Here is a 17,704-nt window from a genome sequence, read left to right on the forward strand (position 1 = left end):
CGCTTTGGAGCGATTCGCCCCCCAGCACGAGCAAGCTCGTTCACCACAAAAAAGCTTGCCGCAACGGTAGCTACAACGGAACGCCATTCAGGCTAAGCTGCCCAACACCTGTCCTCCCAATAAGAAGCGATCAGCACCATGGGTAGAGTTGTTGCGGCCGCTGTCTACAGTGCCGGTAAGAAAGTCACGGATATCACCCTCGATGAAGGGGCGGCCTGGGCCGCCAAACCCAACCACTTTGTATGGATCGGTCTGGAAGAGCCTGACGCTCAGGAGCTCTCCAACCTGCAACGCCAGTTCAACCTGCATGAATTGGCCATCGAAGACGCCCTGGAAAAACACAGCCGCCCGAAGCTGGAAACCTTCGGCGATGCGCTGTTTATCGTCACCTACTCACCGGTGCGCGAAAACGGCAAGCTGGAGTTTATCGAGACCCATATCTTTGCCGGCAACGGCTATATCATCACCGCACGCAACGGGCACTCGGCGTCCTACGGTTTTGTGCGCCAGCGTTGTGAGGCACGGCCTCTGTTGCTGGAGCATGGGGAAGATTTCGTACTCTATGCGCTGCTGGATTTCGTCACCGAGAACTACCAACCGGTGAGCGAGGCGATCCATGCCGAGATCGATGAGCTGGAGCGCAATGTGCTGTGCAGTTCGCTGAGCGAGCGGGATATCCAGAAGATTCACGGCCTGCGTCGCGATGTGTTGCGGCTCAAGCGCTATGTGGCGCCGATGGTGGAGATCAGCCAGGAGCTGCAGAAACTCAACTTCCCGTTCATCGACAAAAACATGCGCCCGTATTTCCGTGATGTGCAGATCCACGTGACACGGCAGATGGAAGATCTCACCACCCTGCGCGATATCGCCAGCCAGACCATCGAGATCGGTGTACTGCTGGAGGCGTCGCGCCAGAGTGTGGTGCAGCGCAAGTTTGCTGCATGGGCGGCGATTCTCGCGTTCCCCACCGCGGTGGCAGGGATCTATGGGATGAACTTCCAGAACATGCCCGAGCTGCAATGGCACTACGGCTATTTTGCGGTGCTCGGGTTTATCGCGGTGGGTTGCACCAGCCTGTGGGCCAGTTTCAAGCGTTCGGGCTGGCTTTAAACCTGGGCCTCGGGCTTGTGCGCCACGAAACGCATCATCCATTCCGCCACGGTTGCGCCGTGGTGGTCGCGCTCCAGGCTGGCCACGCCGTTCGTGTAGACCTTTTCGCCCAATGTGGTCTGCAGAATCTCCAGCAACTCGCGGGAATAGTCGTGGACAAACTCCGGGTGACCTTGGAAGCACAGGACCTGGTCGCCGATGTGGTACGCGGCAAACGGGCAAAAGGCGCTGGAGGCGATGACCGTGGCATTGTCCGGCAGCGTGGTGACTTGGTCCTGGTGGCTGATCAGTAGCGTCAGCTCCTCCACTTCAGGGCTCATCCACGGTGTCTTGGCATCCAGCTTGTAGTCGTGAATGCCCATGCCCCAGCCCTGGCCGGCGCGTTCAGTCTTGCCGCCGAGCAACAGTGCCAGCAGTTGGTGGCCGAAGCAGATCCCGAGCAGCTTGTCGCCGCGCTCGTAACGTTCGAGCAGGTAGGTCTTGAGGGTCTGGATCCATGGGTCGGTGCCAAAGGAATCGGCCTTGCTGCCGGTCACCAGGTAGGCATCGAACACTTCATCGTCCGACGGGTATTCGCCGTTCACCACGTTGTACACGACAAACTCAGCGGGTATGGGCTGCTTGGAGAACAGGCGCTTGAACATCTGCCCATACCCTTGGTATTGATCGATCAAGCCTGGACGCAGGATATCGGTTTCCAGGATACAGACGCGTAGCGACATAAAAAATACCTGACACGGTGATGGGAATATTGCACACCCCAGAGCCTGCCTTGAAATGCCCCTTCAAGGCAAGCCCCTCTTGGTCACCGGAACACGTCACCTTGCGCGGCTTTCTCCAGCAACAACGCGGGCGGCATGAAGCGTTCGCCATATTGCTCGGCCAGGTAGCGGGCGCGGGCTATGAAGTCGTTCAGCCCATATTGGTTGATAAACTGCAACGCGCCACCGCTCCAGGCCGCGAAGCCAATGCCGAAGATCGACCCCACGTTGGCGTCCGCCGTGGACATCAACACCCCCTCCTCCACACACCGTACAGTCTCGATCGCTTGGATAAACAGCAGGCGGTCGCGCACATCCTGTGGCGAGATACGTTGGTCGGGCCGTTCAAAGCGGCTTTTCAGCTCCGGCCACAGGTACTTGTGCCCGCCGCTGGGATAGTCATAGAAGCCGCCGCCCGCCGCCTTGCCCATGCGCTGGTATTCGTTGACCAGCAGATCGATCACCGCTGTCGCCGGATGTGTCGGCACGGCCTTGCCTTCCGCCTGCAGATCCTTGGCCGTCTGCTGCCGGATATGGTTCATCAGGCTGAGGGAAACTTCATCCGACACCGCTAACGGCCCTACCGGCATGCCGGCTTTGCGCGCTTCAGTCTCGATCATCGGCGCCGCTACGCCTTCGCCGAGCATGGCGATACCTTCGTTGGTGAAGGTGCCGAACACCCGCGAGGTGAAGAAGCCACGGCTGTCGTTGACCACGATCGGGGTTTTCTTGATTTGCAGTACGAAATCGAAACCACGGGCCAGGGTTTCGTCGCTGGTGCGCGCACCCTTGATGATTTCCACCAGGGGCATCTTGTCCACCGGGCTGAAGAAGTGCAGACCGATGAACCGGGTTTGATCCGGCACTGCCGTGGCCAGGCCGCTGATGGGCAAGGTGGAGGTGTTGGAGGCGATCACGGCGTCGGCACCGACCACACTTTGCGCGGCGGCTGAGACCTTGGCCTTGAGTTCGCGGTCTTCGAACACCGCTTCGATAATCAGGTCGCAACCGGCCAGGTCTTCATCGGTGGCCGTAGGATGAATCCGCGCCAAGAAGGTTTCCCTCTGTTCGGCGGTCAGTTGCCCACGGCTGACTTTCTTGTCCAGCAGTGCCGCCGAATGCGCCTTGCCCTTCTCGGCGGCCGCCAGGTTGATGTCCTTGAGCACCACCTCGATGCCTGCGCTGGCGCTGACGTAGGCGATGCCTGCGCCCATCATCCCTGCGCCGAGCACGCCGACTTTGCGCGTGACGTACGGCGCAAAACCTTGCGGCCGGGAGCTACCCGCGTTGATCTCATTGAGCTGGAACCAGAACGTGCCGATCATGTTCTTCGCCACCTGCCCCGTCACCAGTTCGGTGAAATAGCGGGTTTCAATCAGGTGCGCAGTATCAAAATCCACTTGGGCACCTTCGACGGCGGCACAGAGGATCTTCTCGGGCGCGGGGAAACAGCCCTGGGTCTTACTGCGCAGAATCGACGGCGCAATCGCCAGCATCTGCGCCACTTTGGGGCTCGACGGTGTACCGCCTGGGATCTGGTAGCCCTTATTGTCCCACGGTTGCTTGGCGTCCGGATTGGCCAGGATCCAGGCGCGGGACTTGGCCAGCAGCTCGTCGCGATCCGCCGCCAGCTCATTTACCAGGCCGGCTTGCAGCGCCTGCTGCGGCCGCACTTTCTTGCCTTCGAGCAAATACGGCAAAGCCTTTTCCAACCCAAGCATGCGCACCATGCGCACCACCCCGCCGCCGCCCGGCAGCAAGCCCAGGGTGACTTCCGGCAGGCCAAGCTGCACCGATTTGTCGTCCAGCGCCACGCGGTAATGACACGCCAGGCAAATCTCCCAGCCGCCCCCCAGCGCCGCGCCATTGATGGCGGCCACCACGGGTTTACCGAGGGTTTCCAGGCGGCGCAGTTGCGCTTTCAGTTCCCGTACGCTGTCGTAGAAATCCTTGGCGTGGGCCTTGTCGACCTTGATCAGTTCATTCAGGTCGCCACCGGCAAAAAATGTCTTCTTGGCCGAGGTGATTACCACGCCGGCAAGGTCATCTTTTTGCGCTTCCAGACGCTCGACCATCGCCGCCATGGCCTCGCGGTACGCGCCGTTCATGGTGTTGGCGCTTTGGCCGGGCATGTCGAGGGTCAGCACCACGATGCCGTCCTGGCCTTTTTCGTAACGAATAGCTTGGGTCATGACAAATTCCTTGGGCTCAGAGGCGTTCGATAATGGTGGCGATGCCCATGCCACCGCCGACACACAAGGTGGCCAGGCCGTAGCGCTGCTGGCGCACTTCCAGTTCGTCGAGCAAGGTGCCGAGAATCGCGCAACCGGTGGCGCCCAGTGGGTGGCCCATGGCGATGGAGCCGCCATTCACGTTGACCCGCGCCGCGTCGATGCCCATGTCCTTGATGAACTTGAGCACCACCGAGGCAAAGGCTTCATTGACCTCAAACAAGTCGATGTCTTCGATTCGCAAGCCAGCCTTGGCCAGGGCCTTGCGCGTGGCGGGCGCAGGGCCGGTGAGCATGATGGTCGGGTCGGTACTGGTGACCGCCGTGGCGACGATACGCGCGCGGGGTTGCAGGCCCAGCTCGCGCCCCTTGGCCTCGGAGCCGATCAACATCAACGCGGCACCATCGACGATACCGGAGCTGTTGCCCGGTGTGTGCACATGGTGGATGCGCTCCACATGGCTGTAGACCCTCAACGCGGTTGCATCGAAGCCCATCTGCCCCATCATTTCGAAGCTGGGCTTGAGCTTGCCCAGGCCTTCCAGGGTGGAGTCGCCGCGGATGAATTCGTCATGGTCCAGCAGCACAATACCGTTCTGGTCCTGCACCGCGATCAGCGACTTGTTGAAGGAACCGTCCGCACGGGCCCTGGCCGCTTTCTGCTGCGAATGCAGGGCAAAGGCGTCGACGTCGTCGCGGGTGAACCCTTCCAGGGTGGCGATCAGGTCCGCGCCGATGCCCTGTGGGGTGAAATGGCTGTGCATATTGGTCTGCGGGTCGAGTACCCAAGCGCCACCGTCGCTGCCCATGGGCACGCGGGACATGGACTCGACCCCACCGACCACCACCAGGTCTTCGAAGCCGGAGCGCACCTTCATCGCGCCCACGTTGACGGCTTCCAGGCCCGAGGCGCAGAAGCGGTTGATCTGCACGCCAGCGACGCTGATGTCCCAGTCCGCCACCAGGGCGGCGGTCTTGGCGATGTCGGCGCCCTGGTCGCCGATCGGGGTCACGCAGCCGAGCACGATGTCGTCCACTTGGTGGGTGTCGAGGTCACTGCGCCGGGCCAATGCCGTGAGCAGGCCGGCCACCAGGTTCACCGGTTTGACACTGTGCAAGGCACCGTCGGCCTTGCCTTTGCCACGGGGCGTGCGTATCGCATCAAAGATCAAAGCTTGGGTCATGACGTCCTCGAACCGCTGTGCATGTGTGCCTCTACCTTAGGCCCGATTGACACGGTTTCAATGACGGATGCGCTCATTGCTTTTGACCCCCTCGCTCGGACGAACGGTAGTCTCCTAAGCTAATTGCCGGGTTAATCGTTTTAGCTGTCTAGCCAAGGCATTGGCGCCAGGATGGCGATATGCCTCATGCCTTTTTAAGCTGAAATGCTTATTAGCTGATATGAAATGAGTCTAAGCCACGAAGAACGAGGGCTCTAAGGTTGAATCAGTAGGAGGCTGCTGCCGGGTTTTGCTGGAGCGGCTGTAAGAAAAGCGACACGTCATCTCGCCATACTGAAAGACACCGGCATGCATTTGACGCTCAGGAATAACAACAAAAGGCAGTCAGCCATGTTTAAACATTCGAAAGTACGTCAGGCGGGACTTATTCTGTTCGCCACCACACTGATTCTGATTTTGCCCAACCTGACCAAGGTCATTGGGTGACCCCTCAACGCCTACGTTCAGTGCCTTCACAGCACCGGGTTTGCAGCTTTTGGCAGCACCTGCCGGGACATTGCGCATAGCGGTCCTGCAGGGGCTGCCTTTTTGCGCGCCGATTTCCGGTATCGTGAGCGTCATCGCCACTTCACACCGGGCCTCCCTCTTGAAATCGATCTTCGCCCTCCTCGCCTTCCTGATCGCTCTTCCCGCTTCGGCAGCACAATTGACTCTCGAACTCGACCACACCAGCAAGACGTGGCAGACCGATGACCTGCTCACGCATCCCCAGGTGCAAACGGTGCAAATCGTCGATGACGTTTCCTACAAGCGCACTATGAGCTATCGCGCAGTGCCTTTGGCGTCGCTGCTGCCGGGGTTGAAACCTGAGAGCCATCTGCAAGCCATTGCCTTGGATGGTTTCGCCGCCGAACTCACGGCCGCGCCACTGCTGGAAACCCGCGGCGCACGCGCCTGGCTGGCGGTGGAAGATCCTACGCAACCCTGGCCGGCATTGGCGGAAGGCAAACCGAGTGCGGGACCGTTCTACCTGGTGTGGACCGATCCGCAAGCCGGACACATCAGTCCTGAGCAGTGGCCGTTCCAGATCTCCAGGATCAAACAATTGAAGACCGTGGCGGAGCGCTTTCCGGCGTTATTGCCTGACCCGAAACTGGCGGCCAACGACCCGATCAATCAGGGTTTTGCAGTGTTCCAGAAGAACTGCCTGGCCTGTCATCGGCTCAATGGTGCCGGTGATGCGCAGGTGGGGCCGGATTTGAATATTCCGTATAACCCCACCGAGTATTTCGGCGCCGATTTCCTCAAGCGCTACATCCGTGACCCGCAGAGTTTGCGGCACTGGCCGCAGGCGAAGATGCCGGCGTTTGCGGCCAGTGTGTTGCCGGACAGTGAGCTGGATTTGTTGGTGGGGTATTTGAAACACATGGCAGGGCGTAAGCAGCCATAAGCTTGGCGCATTCCCTCTGTGGGAGCGGGCTTGCTTGCGAAAGCGGTGTGTCAGTCAATAAATGTGTGGCTGACCCACCGTATTCGCGAGCAAGCCCGCTCCCACTGAGGGGGGAACGCTCCGCTCTGGAGATCATTGCTGTTGGACGGCGATCACCGGGGTCGGCGCCACAAACACCTTGGCATGCATCTGCTCATGCCCACCGCCACGGCGCATGCCGCGTACCGGGCAGGCATCGAGGTAATCCAACCCCACCGCCAGTTTCAAATGCCGCTCCGGCCGTGACAGCTGGTTGGTCACATCAAAGCTGTACCAGGCGTCATCCAGCCAGGCTTCGGCCCAGGCGTGACTGGCCAGGTGCGTGCTGTCCTCACTGTACAAATACCCCGACACATACCGCGCAGGGATCCCCAGGCTGCGCGCGCACGCCAGGAATGCATGGGTGTGATCCTGGCACACCCCCGCACGACCCGCGAAGGCCTGGGCGGCACAGGTGTCGACTTCGGTGGCGCCGGGTGTGTAGACCATCGCCTGGTTGAGCGCATGCATCAGGTCGATCAACGCGGTGCGGTCACGACGTTGATGGCACTGCTGGTCGGCAAAACCGCGCAAGGCTTCGTCAGGTTCAGTCAGGCGGGTGCAACGCAGAAACGGGAACGCCGATTGGCTCTCATGTTCGGCCTCGCGCAATTCGTCGATGTCCACCTGGCCACGGGCGCCGATGATGATGGCGTCGTGGGGCTCATCCAAGGTCAGCACATGCAGGATGTTGCCGAACGGATCCACCTGGGCACGCACCGGGCGCGGCAGGTCGAGCTGCCAGCTGAGTACGCGCTGGCGCTCGCTGTCGTGGGGCGTAAGGCGCAAGTACTGGATGCTGGCACGCACCTGGTCTTCGTAGTGGTAGGTGGTTTCGTGGCTGATGGAGAGTCTCATGCCGCCTCCAGGTAGGAACTGTAGATGGCGTCGCCCAATTGGCGGACCAGGGGAATAAAGTCGGTCAGCCAGGCGTGCAGGCCTTCCTCGAGGATTTCATCGATGGCGGTGAAGCGCAGGCGCGCGTCCATCTCGGCGGCCAGGCGCTGGGCCGGCCGGCCGTTGAGGCCGGGCAGGCTGGCCAGGATCTGGTCGATCTCTTCACTGCAGGCGCGCAGCGAGCGCGGCACATCGGCGCGCAACAGCAACAACTCGGCGACTTGCCGCGCGCCGGGCGCATCGCGGTAGATCTCGGTGTAGGCCTCGAACGACGACAACGCGCGCAACAAGGCGCTCCACTGATAGTAGGCGTGCGCTGTGTCATCGGTGACGGCGTCGGCACGGTCGCCGGCCATTTCATAGCGGGCGTCCAGCAGGCGCAGCGTGTTGTCGGCACGCTCGATGAAAGTGCCCAGGCGGATGAAGCGAAATGCATCGTTACGCATGATGGTGCCGTAGGTGGCACCGCGGAACAGATGAGAACGCTCTTTTACCCACTCACAGAACCGGCTCATGCCATAGCGGCTCAAGCCCTGCTGGGCGATATCGCGAATATCCAGCCAGGTGGCGTTGATGTTTTCCCACATGTCGGCGGTAATTCGCCCACGCACCGCATGGGCGCTGGCCCGCGCGGCGCCAAGGCAGCTGTAGATGCTGGCCGGGTTAGCAGCATCCAGCGCAAAGAAGTGCAACAGGCGTTCGGCGTGCAGCTCACCGTGACGTTCGTGGTAATCCTCCAGGGTGCCGGTGATCAACAGCGGCATGGCCAGTTCGTGCAGGCCATCGCCACGCCCGTCCTGGGGCATCAGCGACAGCGAATAGCTGACATCGAGCATGCGTGCGAGGTTTTCCGCACGCTCCAGGTAGCGCGACATCCAGTACAGATCCGAGGCAGTTCTACTCAACATGGCATCAGTCCTCGACCACCCAGGTGTCTTTGGTGCCGCCGCCCTGGGACGAGTTGACCACCAACGAGCCTTCGCGCAGTGCCACTCGGGTCAAGCCGCCAGGCACGACACGGGTTTCCTTGCCGGACAACACAAACGGGCGCAGGTCGATATGACGCGGCGCGATGCCGTTTTCGACAAAGGTCGGGCACGTGGATAAACACAGGGTCGGCTGGGCGATATAGGCGTGGGGCTTGGCCTTGATACGGGCGCGGAAGGCTTCGATTTCCGCAACGGTGGACGCTGGGCCCACCAGCATGCCGTAGCCGCCGGAGCCTTGGGTTTCCTTTACCACCAGGTCGGGCAGGTTGGCCAGCACGTGGGACAGTTCGTCGGGCTTACGGCACTGGAACGTCGGAACGTTCTTCAGGATGGGTTCTTCATCCAGGTAAAAACGGATCATCTCGGTGACGAAAGGGTATACCGACTTGTCATCCGCCACGCCGGTGCCAATTGCATTGGCCAGCACCACATTACCCGAGCGATAGGCCGCAAGCAGGCCCGGCACACCAAGCATGGACGCCGGATTGAAAGCCAATGGGTCGAGGAACGCGTCATCGAGACGGCGGTAGATCACGTCCACGGCCTTGGGCCCGTCGGTAGTGCGCATGAAGACACGGTCATCGCGCACGAACAGATCGGCGCCCTCCACCAGTTCCACGCCCATTTCTCGCGCGAGAAAGGCATGTTCGAAGAACGCGCTGTTGAAACGGCCCGGCGTCAGCACGACCACGCTGGGATTATCCAGAGGGCTGGAGCTTTTCAAGGTGTCCAGCAACAGGTTGGGGTAGTGGTCGATGGGCGCGATGCGCTGGGCGGCGAACAGTTCGGGGAACAGGCGCATCATCATCTTACGGTCTTCGAGCATGTAGCTCACGCCGCTCGGTGTGCGCAGGTTGTCCTCGAGCACGTAATAGGTGCCGTCACCATCGCGTACGAGGTCGACGCCGGAGATGTGGGAATAAAGGTCACGATGCAGGTCCAAGCCCTGCATCGCCAACTGGTATTGCTCGTTGGCCAGCACCTGTTCGGCGGGAATGATTCCGGCCTTGATGATGCGCTGTTCGTGGTACAGATCGGCGAGAAACATGTTCAGCGCCTTGACCCGCTGGATACAGCCGCGCTCGACAATCCGCCATTCGCTGGCCGGAATACTGCGCGGGATGGTATCGAAAGGAATCAACCGCTCGGTGCCCTGCTCGTCGCCATAAAGCGTGAAGGTGATCCCGGCGCGGTGAAACAGCAAATCGGCCTCGCGTCGGCGCTGGGCCAACAGATCATCAGGGGTGTCGGCCAACCAGCGCGCGAACTCGCGGTAATGAGGCCGGACCTGGCCTGCCCCATCGTACATTTCATCGTAATAAGTGCGGATCATGCCGAACTCCTTGTCACCCGGGCGAAAGAACCATCGCAAGGCCCGTGCCAGCGGCATAAACACTTGAAAATCAGTGAGTTGAATTACAACCAGAATCCAGTCGCACCGTCCTGGTGCGCAGAATGCCCGGTGCACCGCCCGACGCTTCATCGCAATGCGGGCTTTGACTATCAACAGCATAGTCAGAGTTGATTTCACTGCCTGGCCAAGTCTGCGGATAATGGTCCCATCTGCTGAACAGGACACGTCCTAGCGCTTCAGCGAACCGCTCTTCCCTTTAAGCCACCCTCTTGGGTGGTTTTTTTTTGCGCCCTGCAACGTGTAGCAGTGAGGGCGATGTTGAGCATGCTGCACAAACAAAATCGGCCGACCCAAAAGGTCAGCCGACACGCTGTGCTGCTCATAAACTGCTGCTACATGGGTAACCCACGCACCTCCTGCTTCACGCCCCATCCCTCGATGATCCCGCCCAGCGGCTCGACCACCGCCCCGAAGTCCTGCTCGAAGTCTCCTATGCCATCGTAGGTGGCCGACATGATTTTACTCAGCTCCAGGTACCAGGCGCCGTCGTCGCGCGCACTGACCTGGGCATTCAGGGATTCCCCACGAAACTCACCCGCAGCCCTGCGCGCACGTTCCTCATCCGGGAAAATGGCGTAGAACTCGATGGGGTGAAAACGCGAGAAGTCGAAGCCGCCTTCTTTCATGCGGCGCAGGACGTTGGTGCTGATGTCTTCTTGATAGGCTGTGCTCATGAAAAGTGCTCCTCGAATTGATGGATAGACTTTCCGTGCTTCCCGAAGCCCACGCCTTACTGGCGTGGGAACTACGGCAATAACTTCACCGCTGGAAAACAAGCATGTAGCTGACAAGACCAGAACCTAGCGATTCATTCGCTGATCTCCCTTGCAGAGTAGCGCGAAGCTTTCGCCTCCACCAGAGGGGTTTTAAGGGTGTACAGGGAATGTTCAGGCGGCGGGAGAGATGTCGAGGATCTGGATACCGTTCTGGTCTTTGAGGATCTTGAGCGTAGGTTCGGGCTGGCGGCCTTCGAAGTCGTTGAGATCGAGTTCGGCGGCAACGGGCACCAACTTGTTGCGAATCATGTGTGCCGCATCTTCGAGGCTGGGCTTCTGGTCGCAGGTGAACTGCTCGACGGACTTCACGCCGTGATCATCAACGAAGGTAATCTGCCACTTTTGCATCGGTGCCTCCTCGATAAAACCCGGGTGTGGGCTTACTTCTATCTGGACCTTGGGGGCTCGGCAAACGTTCCACCCAAGGTAGGAGACACCTGATCAACTGCGCTTACTTTTCAGCGCGTTCTTTCAAGGCTTTCAAGGTGTTGTACGGTGCGTCCACCACGAACTTGTTGGCCAGCCACGATGGCACGCTGCCGCCTGGCTCGGTGTGCACCTGGTAGGTGACTTCGGTTTGGTTGTCGCCTTTGGGCACCAGCTTCCAGAAGCCGTCGACCTGGGCGACACGTACGTAGCCTTTTTCTTCAGGCTTGTAGGTCGGCACACCTTCCAGCTTACGCGTCAGCGTGCCGTCGGCCGCCTTGGTCGTGGTGATATGCAGGTAGGAATCACGGTCCGTCACGGGAAACGGGGCTTTGAATTGGGTGTAGGTCCAACTCTCGTCGCCTTTCTTATCGACCAGCTTCTGGGACTTGCACTCGTGGATCCAGGCACAGGCACCGGCTACGTCGTCCTGGAGGGCGACGATTTTTGCCACAGGCGCCTTGATCACCGTTACACCGCGATACGCCTTGTATTTGGAGCCGGCAATTTCGCTCAGGGACACCTTGATACCGTCTTCGTCCTTGGCGACTTGCCAATCCTCAGCCTGGGCAGTGGCAGCAAACAACACCGTAAAACCGCACAACACAGCCATTCGTTTCAGCGAACCCATTGTTGTATTCCTTATTGTTGAAGTTCCGATAGTAAAGCCCATCAAGCCGCCGTCATTTGCTCCCACCAGCCGATCAAACGGATCGCATCGGCCTGGTCGGTGCCGCAGACCTCGATATTCGCCTTGAAATCACTGCATACCGCCGGTCGCTCCGGCTGACCGAACAGCAGGCACAGTTGTTCGACCGACAGGTGCAGGCAGCGTTCGCCTGCCGGTTTGCCCTGTGGCATTCCGGGTAATGGCGAACTGATGGAGGGGGCGATGCAGCACGCGCCACAGCCTTCACGGCAATTCATGACCAGCAGGTCCTCGACGACTCAATGTGGATGGCCGGGCTAGGGTACGCCCTAAAACAGCCGTTTTAAAATGGCCTAACAGTGGTTTTTCGCAGAAAACAAAAGTGACTGATCAGTCTCCGACACATGGTCGGCGGTCGACGTCACCTTTGTGGGAAAAGTTTACTGCTTGAACTCGAAATCCAGCGCTGCACCTTCCACATCGCGCCGCTCGTCATTGCGCAATTGCAGCCTCATCTCATTGCTGAGCAGGCGGCCGTTGATCTGGAATGCACTGTTGTCCGTAGGTTTCTCGCCAAACATCGGCGGCAGCAGGGGCACGCTTTTCGGCTTGGGCATGGTGCCAATGGGTTGCAAGTGCCTGACCATGTCAGAAGGCAGCGACAGGTCCAACTGTGCCGGTGGCAATTGTGTCTGCGCCACTTCGCGGGACGCCTTGGCCTTGGTGGCCGCCCGCCTTTTGGCGGCGGCGGTGGGTTTCTTCACCACTGGCGCTTTTTTTACGGGGGTCGGTTTTTTCGTCGGGGGCTTCTGCTCGGTACTGGCGGCGGGCTTGGTTTCGCTCACAGGCGCCGCCGCCAGCGCAGTGCCGACGTTGCACAGGCTTATCAGGCCAATCACGAAAACCGCACGAAAAATCGAAGTCATATTGCCTACAGCATTAACGGCAGAGGGCCATATGCTCGCTTGTTGTGCGCGGCATGACAAGCGCGGTGATTAGCTTGCTATAGGATTTGTCCCCTTTCCGTGCGTCACAGTCCGGCTGCGGTTTCCTGGCATAACTGGCTCGCCAGCATCCCCAAGGTCATCAGCGCCCGCTCTGCCTCGCGGTTCCACGGCGTACCGCAGTTGAGGCGAATGCAGTGGTTGAACTGCTCGGTGTTACTGAAGATCAGCCCCGGTGCAATGCTGATGCCCTGTTGCAGTGCGCGTACGTGCAGTTCCTGGGTGTTGACCCGTCCGGGCAAACTGACCCACAGGATGAAACCGCCGGTCGGACGTGTCATCTGTGTGCCTTCCGGGAAATATTGCTGCACCGCCAGTTGGAAGGCGCTGAGGTTCTTGCGGTACTCCTGGCGGATGTAACGCAGGTGGCGATCGTAGCCGCCGTTTTCCAGGTACGCAGCGACGCCCATCTGAGTCACGCTGCAGGCGGAGTGGGTGCTGAACATCTGCAAGCGCTGGATTTCCTGCTGGTACTTGCCGGCGATCATCCAACCGATGCGCACGCCGGGGGACAGCGTCTTGGAAAAGCTGGAGCAATAGATCACCCGATCCAGGCGGTCATAGGCCTTCAGGGCCTTGGTGCGGCCCAATTCGAACATCAGCTCACCGTAGATATCGTCCTCGACAATCTGGATATCGAAGTCCGACGCCAGGCGCAGCAACTGTTTCTGCCGTTCTTCGGGCATGGTGCCGCCCAACGGGTTGCTCAGCCGCGCGGTCAACACCAGCGCCTTGATCGACCATTGGTTGGCCGCCAATTGCAGCGCCTCCAAGCTCATGCCGGTGGACGGATCGCTGGGGATCTCGATGACTTTGAGGCCGAGCAGGTCGGCCAGTTGCAGCAAGCCGTAATAGGTCGGTGACTCTGCGGCAATCAGGTCGCCAGGCCGCGTCAACACCCGCAGCGACATCTGCAGGGCATCAACGCAACCGTGGGTGATCACCACTTCGGAAGGGTCCACCACCACACCGGCATCGCGCATGCGGATCGCCACCTGGCGGCGCAGCGGCTCGAAACCGGGGCTGAACATGTAACTGAATGCCCGTGGGCTCTGGAAGCGCGTGACCTTGGCCAACTGTTGGTGCAGCGCGCGTACCGGTAGGTAATCCACACTCGGCACGGCGGCGCCCAACGGGAACACACCTTCGCGGCGCGACTCACCCAATACCTGCTGGATGATGCTGCTGCGGGTGACCAGACCCGGGCGTTCGACACGCGCAATGTCCGGCGTCGGCGCGGTGAGTGCGGGTGTCTGGTGCACGTAATAGCCGGACTGCGGCCGAGCGCGGATCAGCCCCTGGTCTTCCAGGTTGGCGTAGGCCTGCAACACCGTGGCGTGACTCACGTTCAACTGCGAGCTCATCTTGCGCACCGAAGGCACGCGCTCGCCCGGTTGATAGACACCGCGCCGGATATCCTCAGCCAGCTGCTGGGCGATACGTTGGTAAAGCAACAGATTGGTCATGACGCAGCACTCGATTTCACGGGTATTTTATTTTTGTGTGAAACATACCGGCACAGTTTAGAAGTGTACGGGGACAGTTGCCACAATAGTCGAGCGCGGGCGGGAGTGACAGTAAAAACTGTAAGGGTGGCGTACAGAGTTGTGGGGCTACTTCGAAAGAACGTGGGAGCGGGCTTGCTCGCGAAAACCGTTTGTCAGCCAATGAAATATCGACTGATATACCGCTTTCGCGAGCAAGCCCGCCCCCACATGTTGATCTATGCCAAGCGCCTAACGCGCGGCGCCGAGCTGGCCTTTCTCGTCAGAGAACACGATTTCCACCCGACGGTTCTGCGCCCTGCCCCGCTCGGAGGCGTTGGCTTCGACGGGATACTGGTCGCCATAGCCTTCGACCTGGATGCGTTTTTCGTCGATCCCCAGGTCTACCAGTACATCCGCCACTGACTGCGCGCGGTCGCGGGACAGTTTGAGGTTTTCCCGCTCACCGCCGGTATTGTCGGCGTAACCCTCGATGCGCACCACGCGCTTGGGGTTGAGTTGCAGGAACTGTACGATTTTCAACACCGTGCGGTTGGCCGAGTTTTTCAGCTCTGCTTCACCGGTATCGAACAGCACATCGCCCAGCGTCATCACCAGGCCGCGATCAGTCTGGGTAGTGGCCAAACTGGCGATCTGCTCTTCAAGCCATTTGCCCTGTTGCTGCACACTGATCAGCTTGTTTTCCCGCAGGGCCAATTGCAGGCGCTGGCGCTCCAGTTCGAGCTTGGCGCCACGCTCCTGGTTGAGCGCCTGTTCGGTGTGCTCGCGGGCGATGGCGCTGTAGCGCTGGCTCAGGTAGGCGTAATGCACCACGTCGGCGCCGCTGCCCCAGTAGCTGGACAAGCGGTCGGCGCGGGCCAGGGACTCACCGGCGCGGATCACGTCCTTGGGCGCAAAGCGCAGCACGTTGGCGTCTTCCTTGACCTGCTGGAAGTCGTTACCCGCCTGTTGCAAGGCCTGCTCGCTGTCGGGGTGGCTGGCGCAACCGCCCAACACGGCGGTGCCCAGGAGCACCGCACAGCTCAACCCGCGGATCATCCGGCTCATTGGGCTTCTCCCAACTGCAGTTGTTTGCGCAGGCGGGTGATACGGGTGTTGAGTACGTCCAATTGTTCCTGGCTCTTGCGGGTCAGCACTTGGGCCTCGGCCAGGCGAGCATCCAGCTCAGCTTGTTCGAGACGCATGCGCGCGTTTTTGTAGGATTGGTCGGCCATGCTCGACTTGGCCCGGGCGAACTTGGCTTCGGCCAGTTTCAATTCAGGCGATTCATCCGCGTTGGCACCCACGGCACTGGCTTGCTCCAAGGCTTGCTGGGTGAGGCGCATTTGTTCATTCGGCGCAGGATCGGCTGCACATCCCGCCAGAGCGACAACGGCGAGGGCCGCGAAAAGAGGTCGAAAAGTCACTGAAAATCCCTACTTTGTTGGGGTGCCGACGGGTTGCTGCAATTGCGCTTTCCAGCGTTCCAGATTGCTCTGCAACGCAGCTTGCGCCACACCGGACGCGGGCAATTCTGTCATCTTTTTGGCCAGCTGTCCGCGCAGCCACGGATCATTGCAGGCCGAGTTATGGGAAATCGCCAGGTACAGGCCCGGCTGGTCGATGGGTATATCCCGGGCAACCAGGTCGTTGCTCATGCCCAAGGTCTGCGCGATGGCCATACCGGAATAACGTCCGGCCAGCACGTAGTCCACCTCACCCAGCAGCAGTTTCTGGAATGCCGGCGTCAGCGACGGCAGGCGTTCCAGGCTCAGTTGCTCACTGGCGAAGGTTTCGAAGGCCGCGCTCAACCGCGCGCGCTCTGACACCGCGCCTGTGTGCCCGTGCAGGTCGGCGGCGGTGGCATAGTCCAGCGCCGAATCCTTGCGCGTCCACACCAGGTAGTCGAGTTGCACCAGCGCCGGGTGGATGTAGTCGAGCGTTTCCAGCTCACCCAGGTTCAGCGGCGCGTCGGCGAGGATGTCCATGCGCCCGCTGCGCACTTCCTCCAGGGCCAGGGAGCGTTTGCCACCGTAGAGCAGGTCGATTTTCAACCCGAGGTCCTTGCCCACTTGTTGCAATACATCGGCGGTGGCGCCGATCAGGTGCGTAGGGTCTTGCGGGTCGCGCCAGAGCAACGGCGGTGCATCCGGGCTGCCGGTGATCACCAGGCGATCGCATTTGCCGGCGGCCAACGACAGCGCAGGCAGTAATGTGAGGCCCATCAGTACAGCCCAGGGGCGCAATTCCATGGCGGGTGTCTCCAAGTCAAAAAAAAGCCCGGTCACAAGGACCGGGCTCTTTATAAGTGAAGCGACTGGATTAGACCAGCTTCTCCAACTCAGGGACGGCTTCGAACAAGTCCGCCACCAGGCCGTAATCGGCCACCTGGAAGATTGGCGCTTCTTCGTCCTTGTTGATCGCGACGATCACTTTGGAGTCTTTCATACCCGCCAAGTGCTGGATCGCGCCGGAGATACCAACGGCGATGTACAGCTGTGGCGCAACGATCTTGCCGGTCTGGCCGACCTGCATGTCGTTGGGTACGAAACCTGCGTCGACGGCCGCGCGGGAAGCGCCGACCGCAGCGCCCAGCTTGTCGGCCAGGGCGTACAGGTGCTTGAAGTTGTCACCGTTCTGCATGCCACGGCCGCCGGAAACGACGATCTTGGCAGCGGTCAGCTCTGGACGGTCCGACTTGGCCAGCTCTTCGCCAACAAAGCTGGACGTGCCAGCGTCGTGAGCAGCGGCAACGGCTTCAACGGTCGCCGAACCACCTTCGGCGGCAACCGGGTCGAAACCGGTGGCACGCACGGTGATGACTTTGACCGAAGCGTTGGACTGTACGGTCGCGATGGCGTTACCGGCATAGATCGGGCGCTTGAAGGTGTCAGCGCTTTCGACCGAGATGATCTCGGAGATCTGGTCAACGTCCAGCTGCGCAGCAACGCGTGGCAGGATGTTTTTGCCGTTGGACGTAGCGGCAGCCAGGATGTGGCTGTAGCTCTTGCCCAACTCGGCAACCAGTGGCGCAACGTTTTCCGGCAGCTGATGCGCGTAGGCGGCATTGTCAGCGTTCAGGACTTTGCTCACGCCAGCAATTTTGGCAGCGGCTTCAGCCACGGCGCCAGCGCCTTGGCCGGCAACCAGCACGTGAATGTCGCCACCGATTTTAGCGGCAGCGGCCACGGTGTTCAGGGTGGCCGGGGCCAGCACCTTGTTATCGTGTTCGGCGATTACGAGGATAGTCAT

Annotated in this window: 18 protein-coding genes; 2 read left to right on the forward strand and 16 right to left on the reverse strand. The window is 60.4% G+C overall.

Going from position 1 to position 17,704, the window contains the following annotated elements; translation table 11 throughout:
- Positions 1 to 138 precede the first annotated feature (138 nt).
- Complete coding sequence (locus PF1751_RS20970; RefSeq protein WP_010208441.1) at positions 139 to 1,110, forward strand: magnesium and cobalt transport protein CorA; 972 nt, start codon at positions 139 to 141, stop codon at positions 1,108 to 1,110.
- On the opposite strand, the gene PF1751_RS20975 is transcribed toward PF1751_RS20970, so the two are convergent.
- The 3 genes from PF1751_RS20975 to PF1751_RS20985 all read right to left on the reverse strand — a co-directional run bounded on the left by PF1751_RS20975 (position 1,107) and on the right by PF1751_RS20985 (position 5,285).
- A complete protein-coding gene (locus PF1751_RS20975) occupies positions 1,107 to 1,832 on the reverse strand; it encodes an amidotransferase (protein WP_010208438.1) in 726 nt (241 codons plus the stop codon). The genes PF1751_RS20970 and PF1751_RS20975 overlap by 4 nt on opposite strands.
- Positions 1,833 to 1,915: 83 nt before the next feature.
- A complete protein-coding gene (locus PF1751_RS20980) occupies positions 1,916 to 4,063 on the reverse strand; it encodes a 3-hydroxyacyl-CoA dehydrogenase NAD-binding domain-containing protein (RefSeq protein WP_044287697.1) in 2,148 nt (715 codons plus the stop codon).
- A gap of 16 nt (positions 4,064 to 4,079) precedes the next feature.
- Positions 4,080 to 5,285: an acetyl-CoA C-acetyltransferase gene (locus PF1751_RS20985; RefSeq protein ID WP_010208436.1), complete on the reverse strand. Its 1,206-nt coding sequence runs from the start codon at positions 5,283 to 5,285 to the stop codon at positions 4,080 to 4,082.
- A gap of 646 nt (positions 5,286 to 5,931) precedes the next feature.
- On the opposite strand from PF1751_RS20985, the gene PF1751_RS20990 reads away from it, so the two are divergent.
- Complete coding sequence (locus tag PF1751_RS20990; RefSeq protein WP_044287699.1) at positions 5,932 to 6,735, forward strand: c-type cytochrome; 804 nt, start codon at positions 5,932 to 5,934, stop codon at positions 6,733 to 6,735.
- 132 nt (positions 6,736 to 6,867) lie between these two features.
- On the opposite strand, the gene PF1751_RS20995 is transcribed toward PF1751_RS20990, so the two are convergent.
- From PF1751_RS20995 to PF1751_RS21055, 13 genes are all read right to left on the reverse strand, one after another.
- On the reverse strand, positions 6,868 to 7,671 hold the full coding sequence (locus PF1751_RS20995; protein WP_010208433.1) for a transglutaminase family protein: 804 nt from the start codon (positions 7,669 to 7,671) through the stop codon (positions 6,868 to 6,870).
- Positions 7,668 to 8,618, reverse strand: coding sequence for an alpha-E domain-containing protein (locus PF1751_RS21000; RefSeq protein WP_044287701.1), 951 nt, complete (start codon positions 8,616 to 8,618; stop codon positions 7,668 to 7,670). The genes PF1751_RS20995 and PF1751_RS21000 overlap by 4 nt, the downstream gene beginning before the upstream one ends.
- A gap of 4 nt (positions 8,619 to 8,622) precedes the next feature.
- Positions 8,623 to 10,032 (reverse strand): circularly permuted type 2 ATP-grasp protein, encoded by a 1,410-nt coding sequence (locus PF1751_RS21005; RefSeq protein WP_021491497.1) that lies wholly within the window; start codon positions 10,030 to 10,032, stop codon positions 8,623 to 8,625.
- Positions 10,033 to 10,445: 413 nt separating this feature from the next.
- The gene (locus tag PF1751_RS21010) at positions 10,446 to 10,787 is read right to left on the reverse strand and encodes a ribonuclease E inhibitor RraB (RefSeq protein ID WP_010208429.1); all 342 of its coding nucleotides are present in this window, start codon (positions 10,785 to 10,787) and stop codon (positions 10,446 to 10,448) included.
- A 213-nt stretch (positions 10,788 to 11,000) separates the two neighbouring features.
- Positions 11,001 to 11,237 carry a hypothetical protein gene (locus tag PF1751_RS21015; RefSeq protein ID WP_010208428.1) on the reverse strand — a complete coding sequence of 79 codons (237 nt, stop codon included), beginning with the start codon at positions 11,235 to 11,237 and terminating at the stop codon, positions 11,001 to 11,003.
- 103 nt (positions 11,238 to 11,340) lie between these two features.
- Positions 11,341 to 11,946, reverse strand: a complete 606-nt coding sequence (locus tag PF1751_RS21020; RefSeq protein ID WP_042571971.1) for an START domain-containing protein — start codon at positions 11,944 to 11,946, stop codon at positions 11,341 to 11,343.
- 41 nt (positions 11,947 to 11,987) lie between these two features.
- The gene (locus PF1751_RS21025) at positions 11,988 to 12,242 is read right to left on the reverse strand and encodes a YkgJ family cysteine cluster protein (RefSeq protein ID WP_010208425.1); all 255 of its coding nucleotides are present in this window, start codon (positions 12,240 to 12,242) and stop codon (positions 11,988 to 11,990) included.
- Between the two features lie 162 nt (positions 12,243 to 12,404).
- Positions 12,405 to 12,890, reverse strand: coding sequence for a hypothetical protein (locus tag PF1751_RS21030; protein WP_044287703.1), 486 nt, complete (start codon positions 12,888 to 12,890; stop codon positions 12,405 to 12,407).
- 104 nt (positions 12,891 to 12,994) lie between these two features.
- Complete coding sequence (locus tag PF1751_RS21035; protein ID WP_010208423.1) at positions 12,995 to 14,434, reverse strand: aminotransferase-like domain-containing protein; 1,440 nt, start codon at positions 14,432 to 14,434, stop codon at positions 12,995 to 12,997.
- Between the two features lie 270 nt (positions 14,435 to 14,704).
- The gene (locus tag PF1751_RS21040; RefSeq protein ID WP_010208422.1) at positions 14,705 to 15,520 is read right to left on the reverse strand and encodes an OmpA family protein; all 816 of its coding nucleotides are present in this window, start codon (positions 15,518 to 15,520) and stop codon (positions 14,705 to 14,707) included.
- Positions 15,517 to 15,879: a DUF4398 domain-containing protein gene (locus tag PF1751_RS21045; protein ID WP_010208421.1), complete on the reverse strand. Its 363-nt coding sequence runs from the start codon at positions 15,877 to 15,879 to the stop codon at positions 15,517 to 15,519. The genes PF1751_RS21040 and PF1751_RS21045 overlap by 4 nt, the downstream gene beginning before the upstream one ends.
- Before the next feature lie 9 nt (positions 15,880 to 15,888).
- Entirely contained in the window at positions 15,889 to 16,704 is an 816-nt protein-coding gene (locus tag PF1751_RS21050) for a substrate-binding periplasmic protein (protein WP_010208420.1), read from the reverse strand.
- 70 nt (positions 16,705 to 16,774) lie between these two features.
- Positions 16,775 to 17,704 (reverse strand): electron transfer flavoprotein subunit alpha/FixB family protein, encoded by a 930-nt coding sequence (locus PF1751_RS21055; RefSeq protein ID WP_010208418.1) that lies wholly within the window; start codon positions 17,702 to 17,704, stop codon positions 16,775 to 16,777.

It is taken from the genome of Pseudomonas simiae (assembly GCF_000934565.1).
Taxonomy (GTDB): Bacteria; Pseudomonadota; Gammaproteobacteria; order Pseudomonadales; family Pseudomonadaceae; genus Aquipseudomonas; species Aquipseudomonas simiae.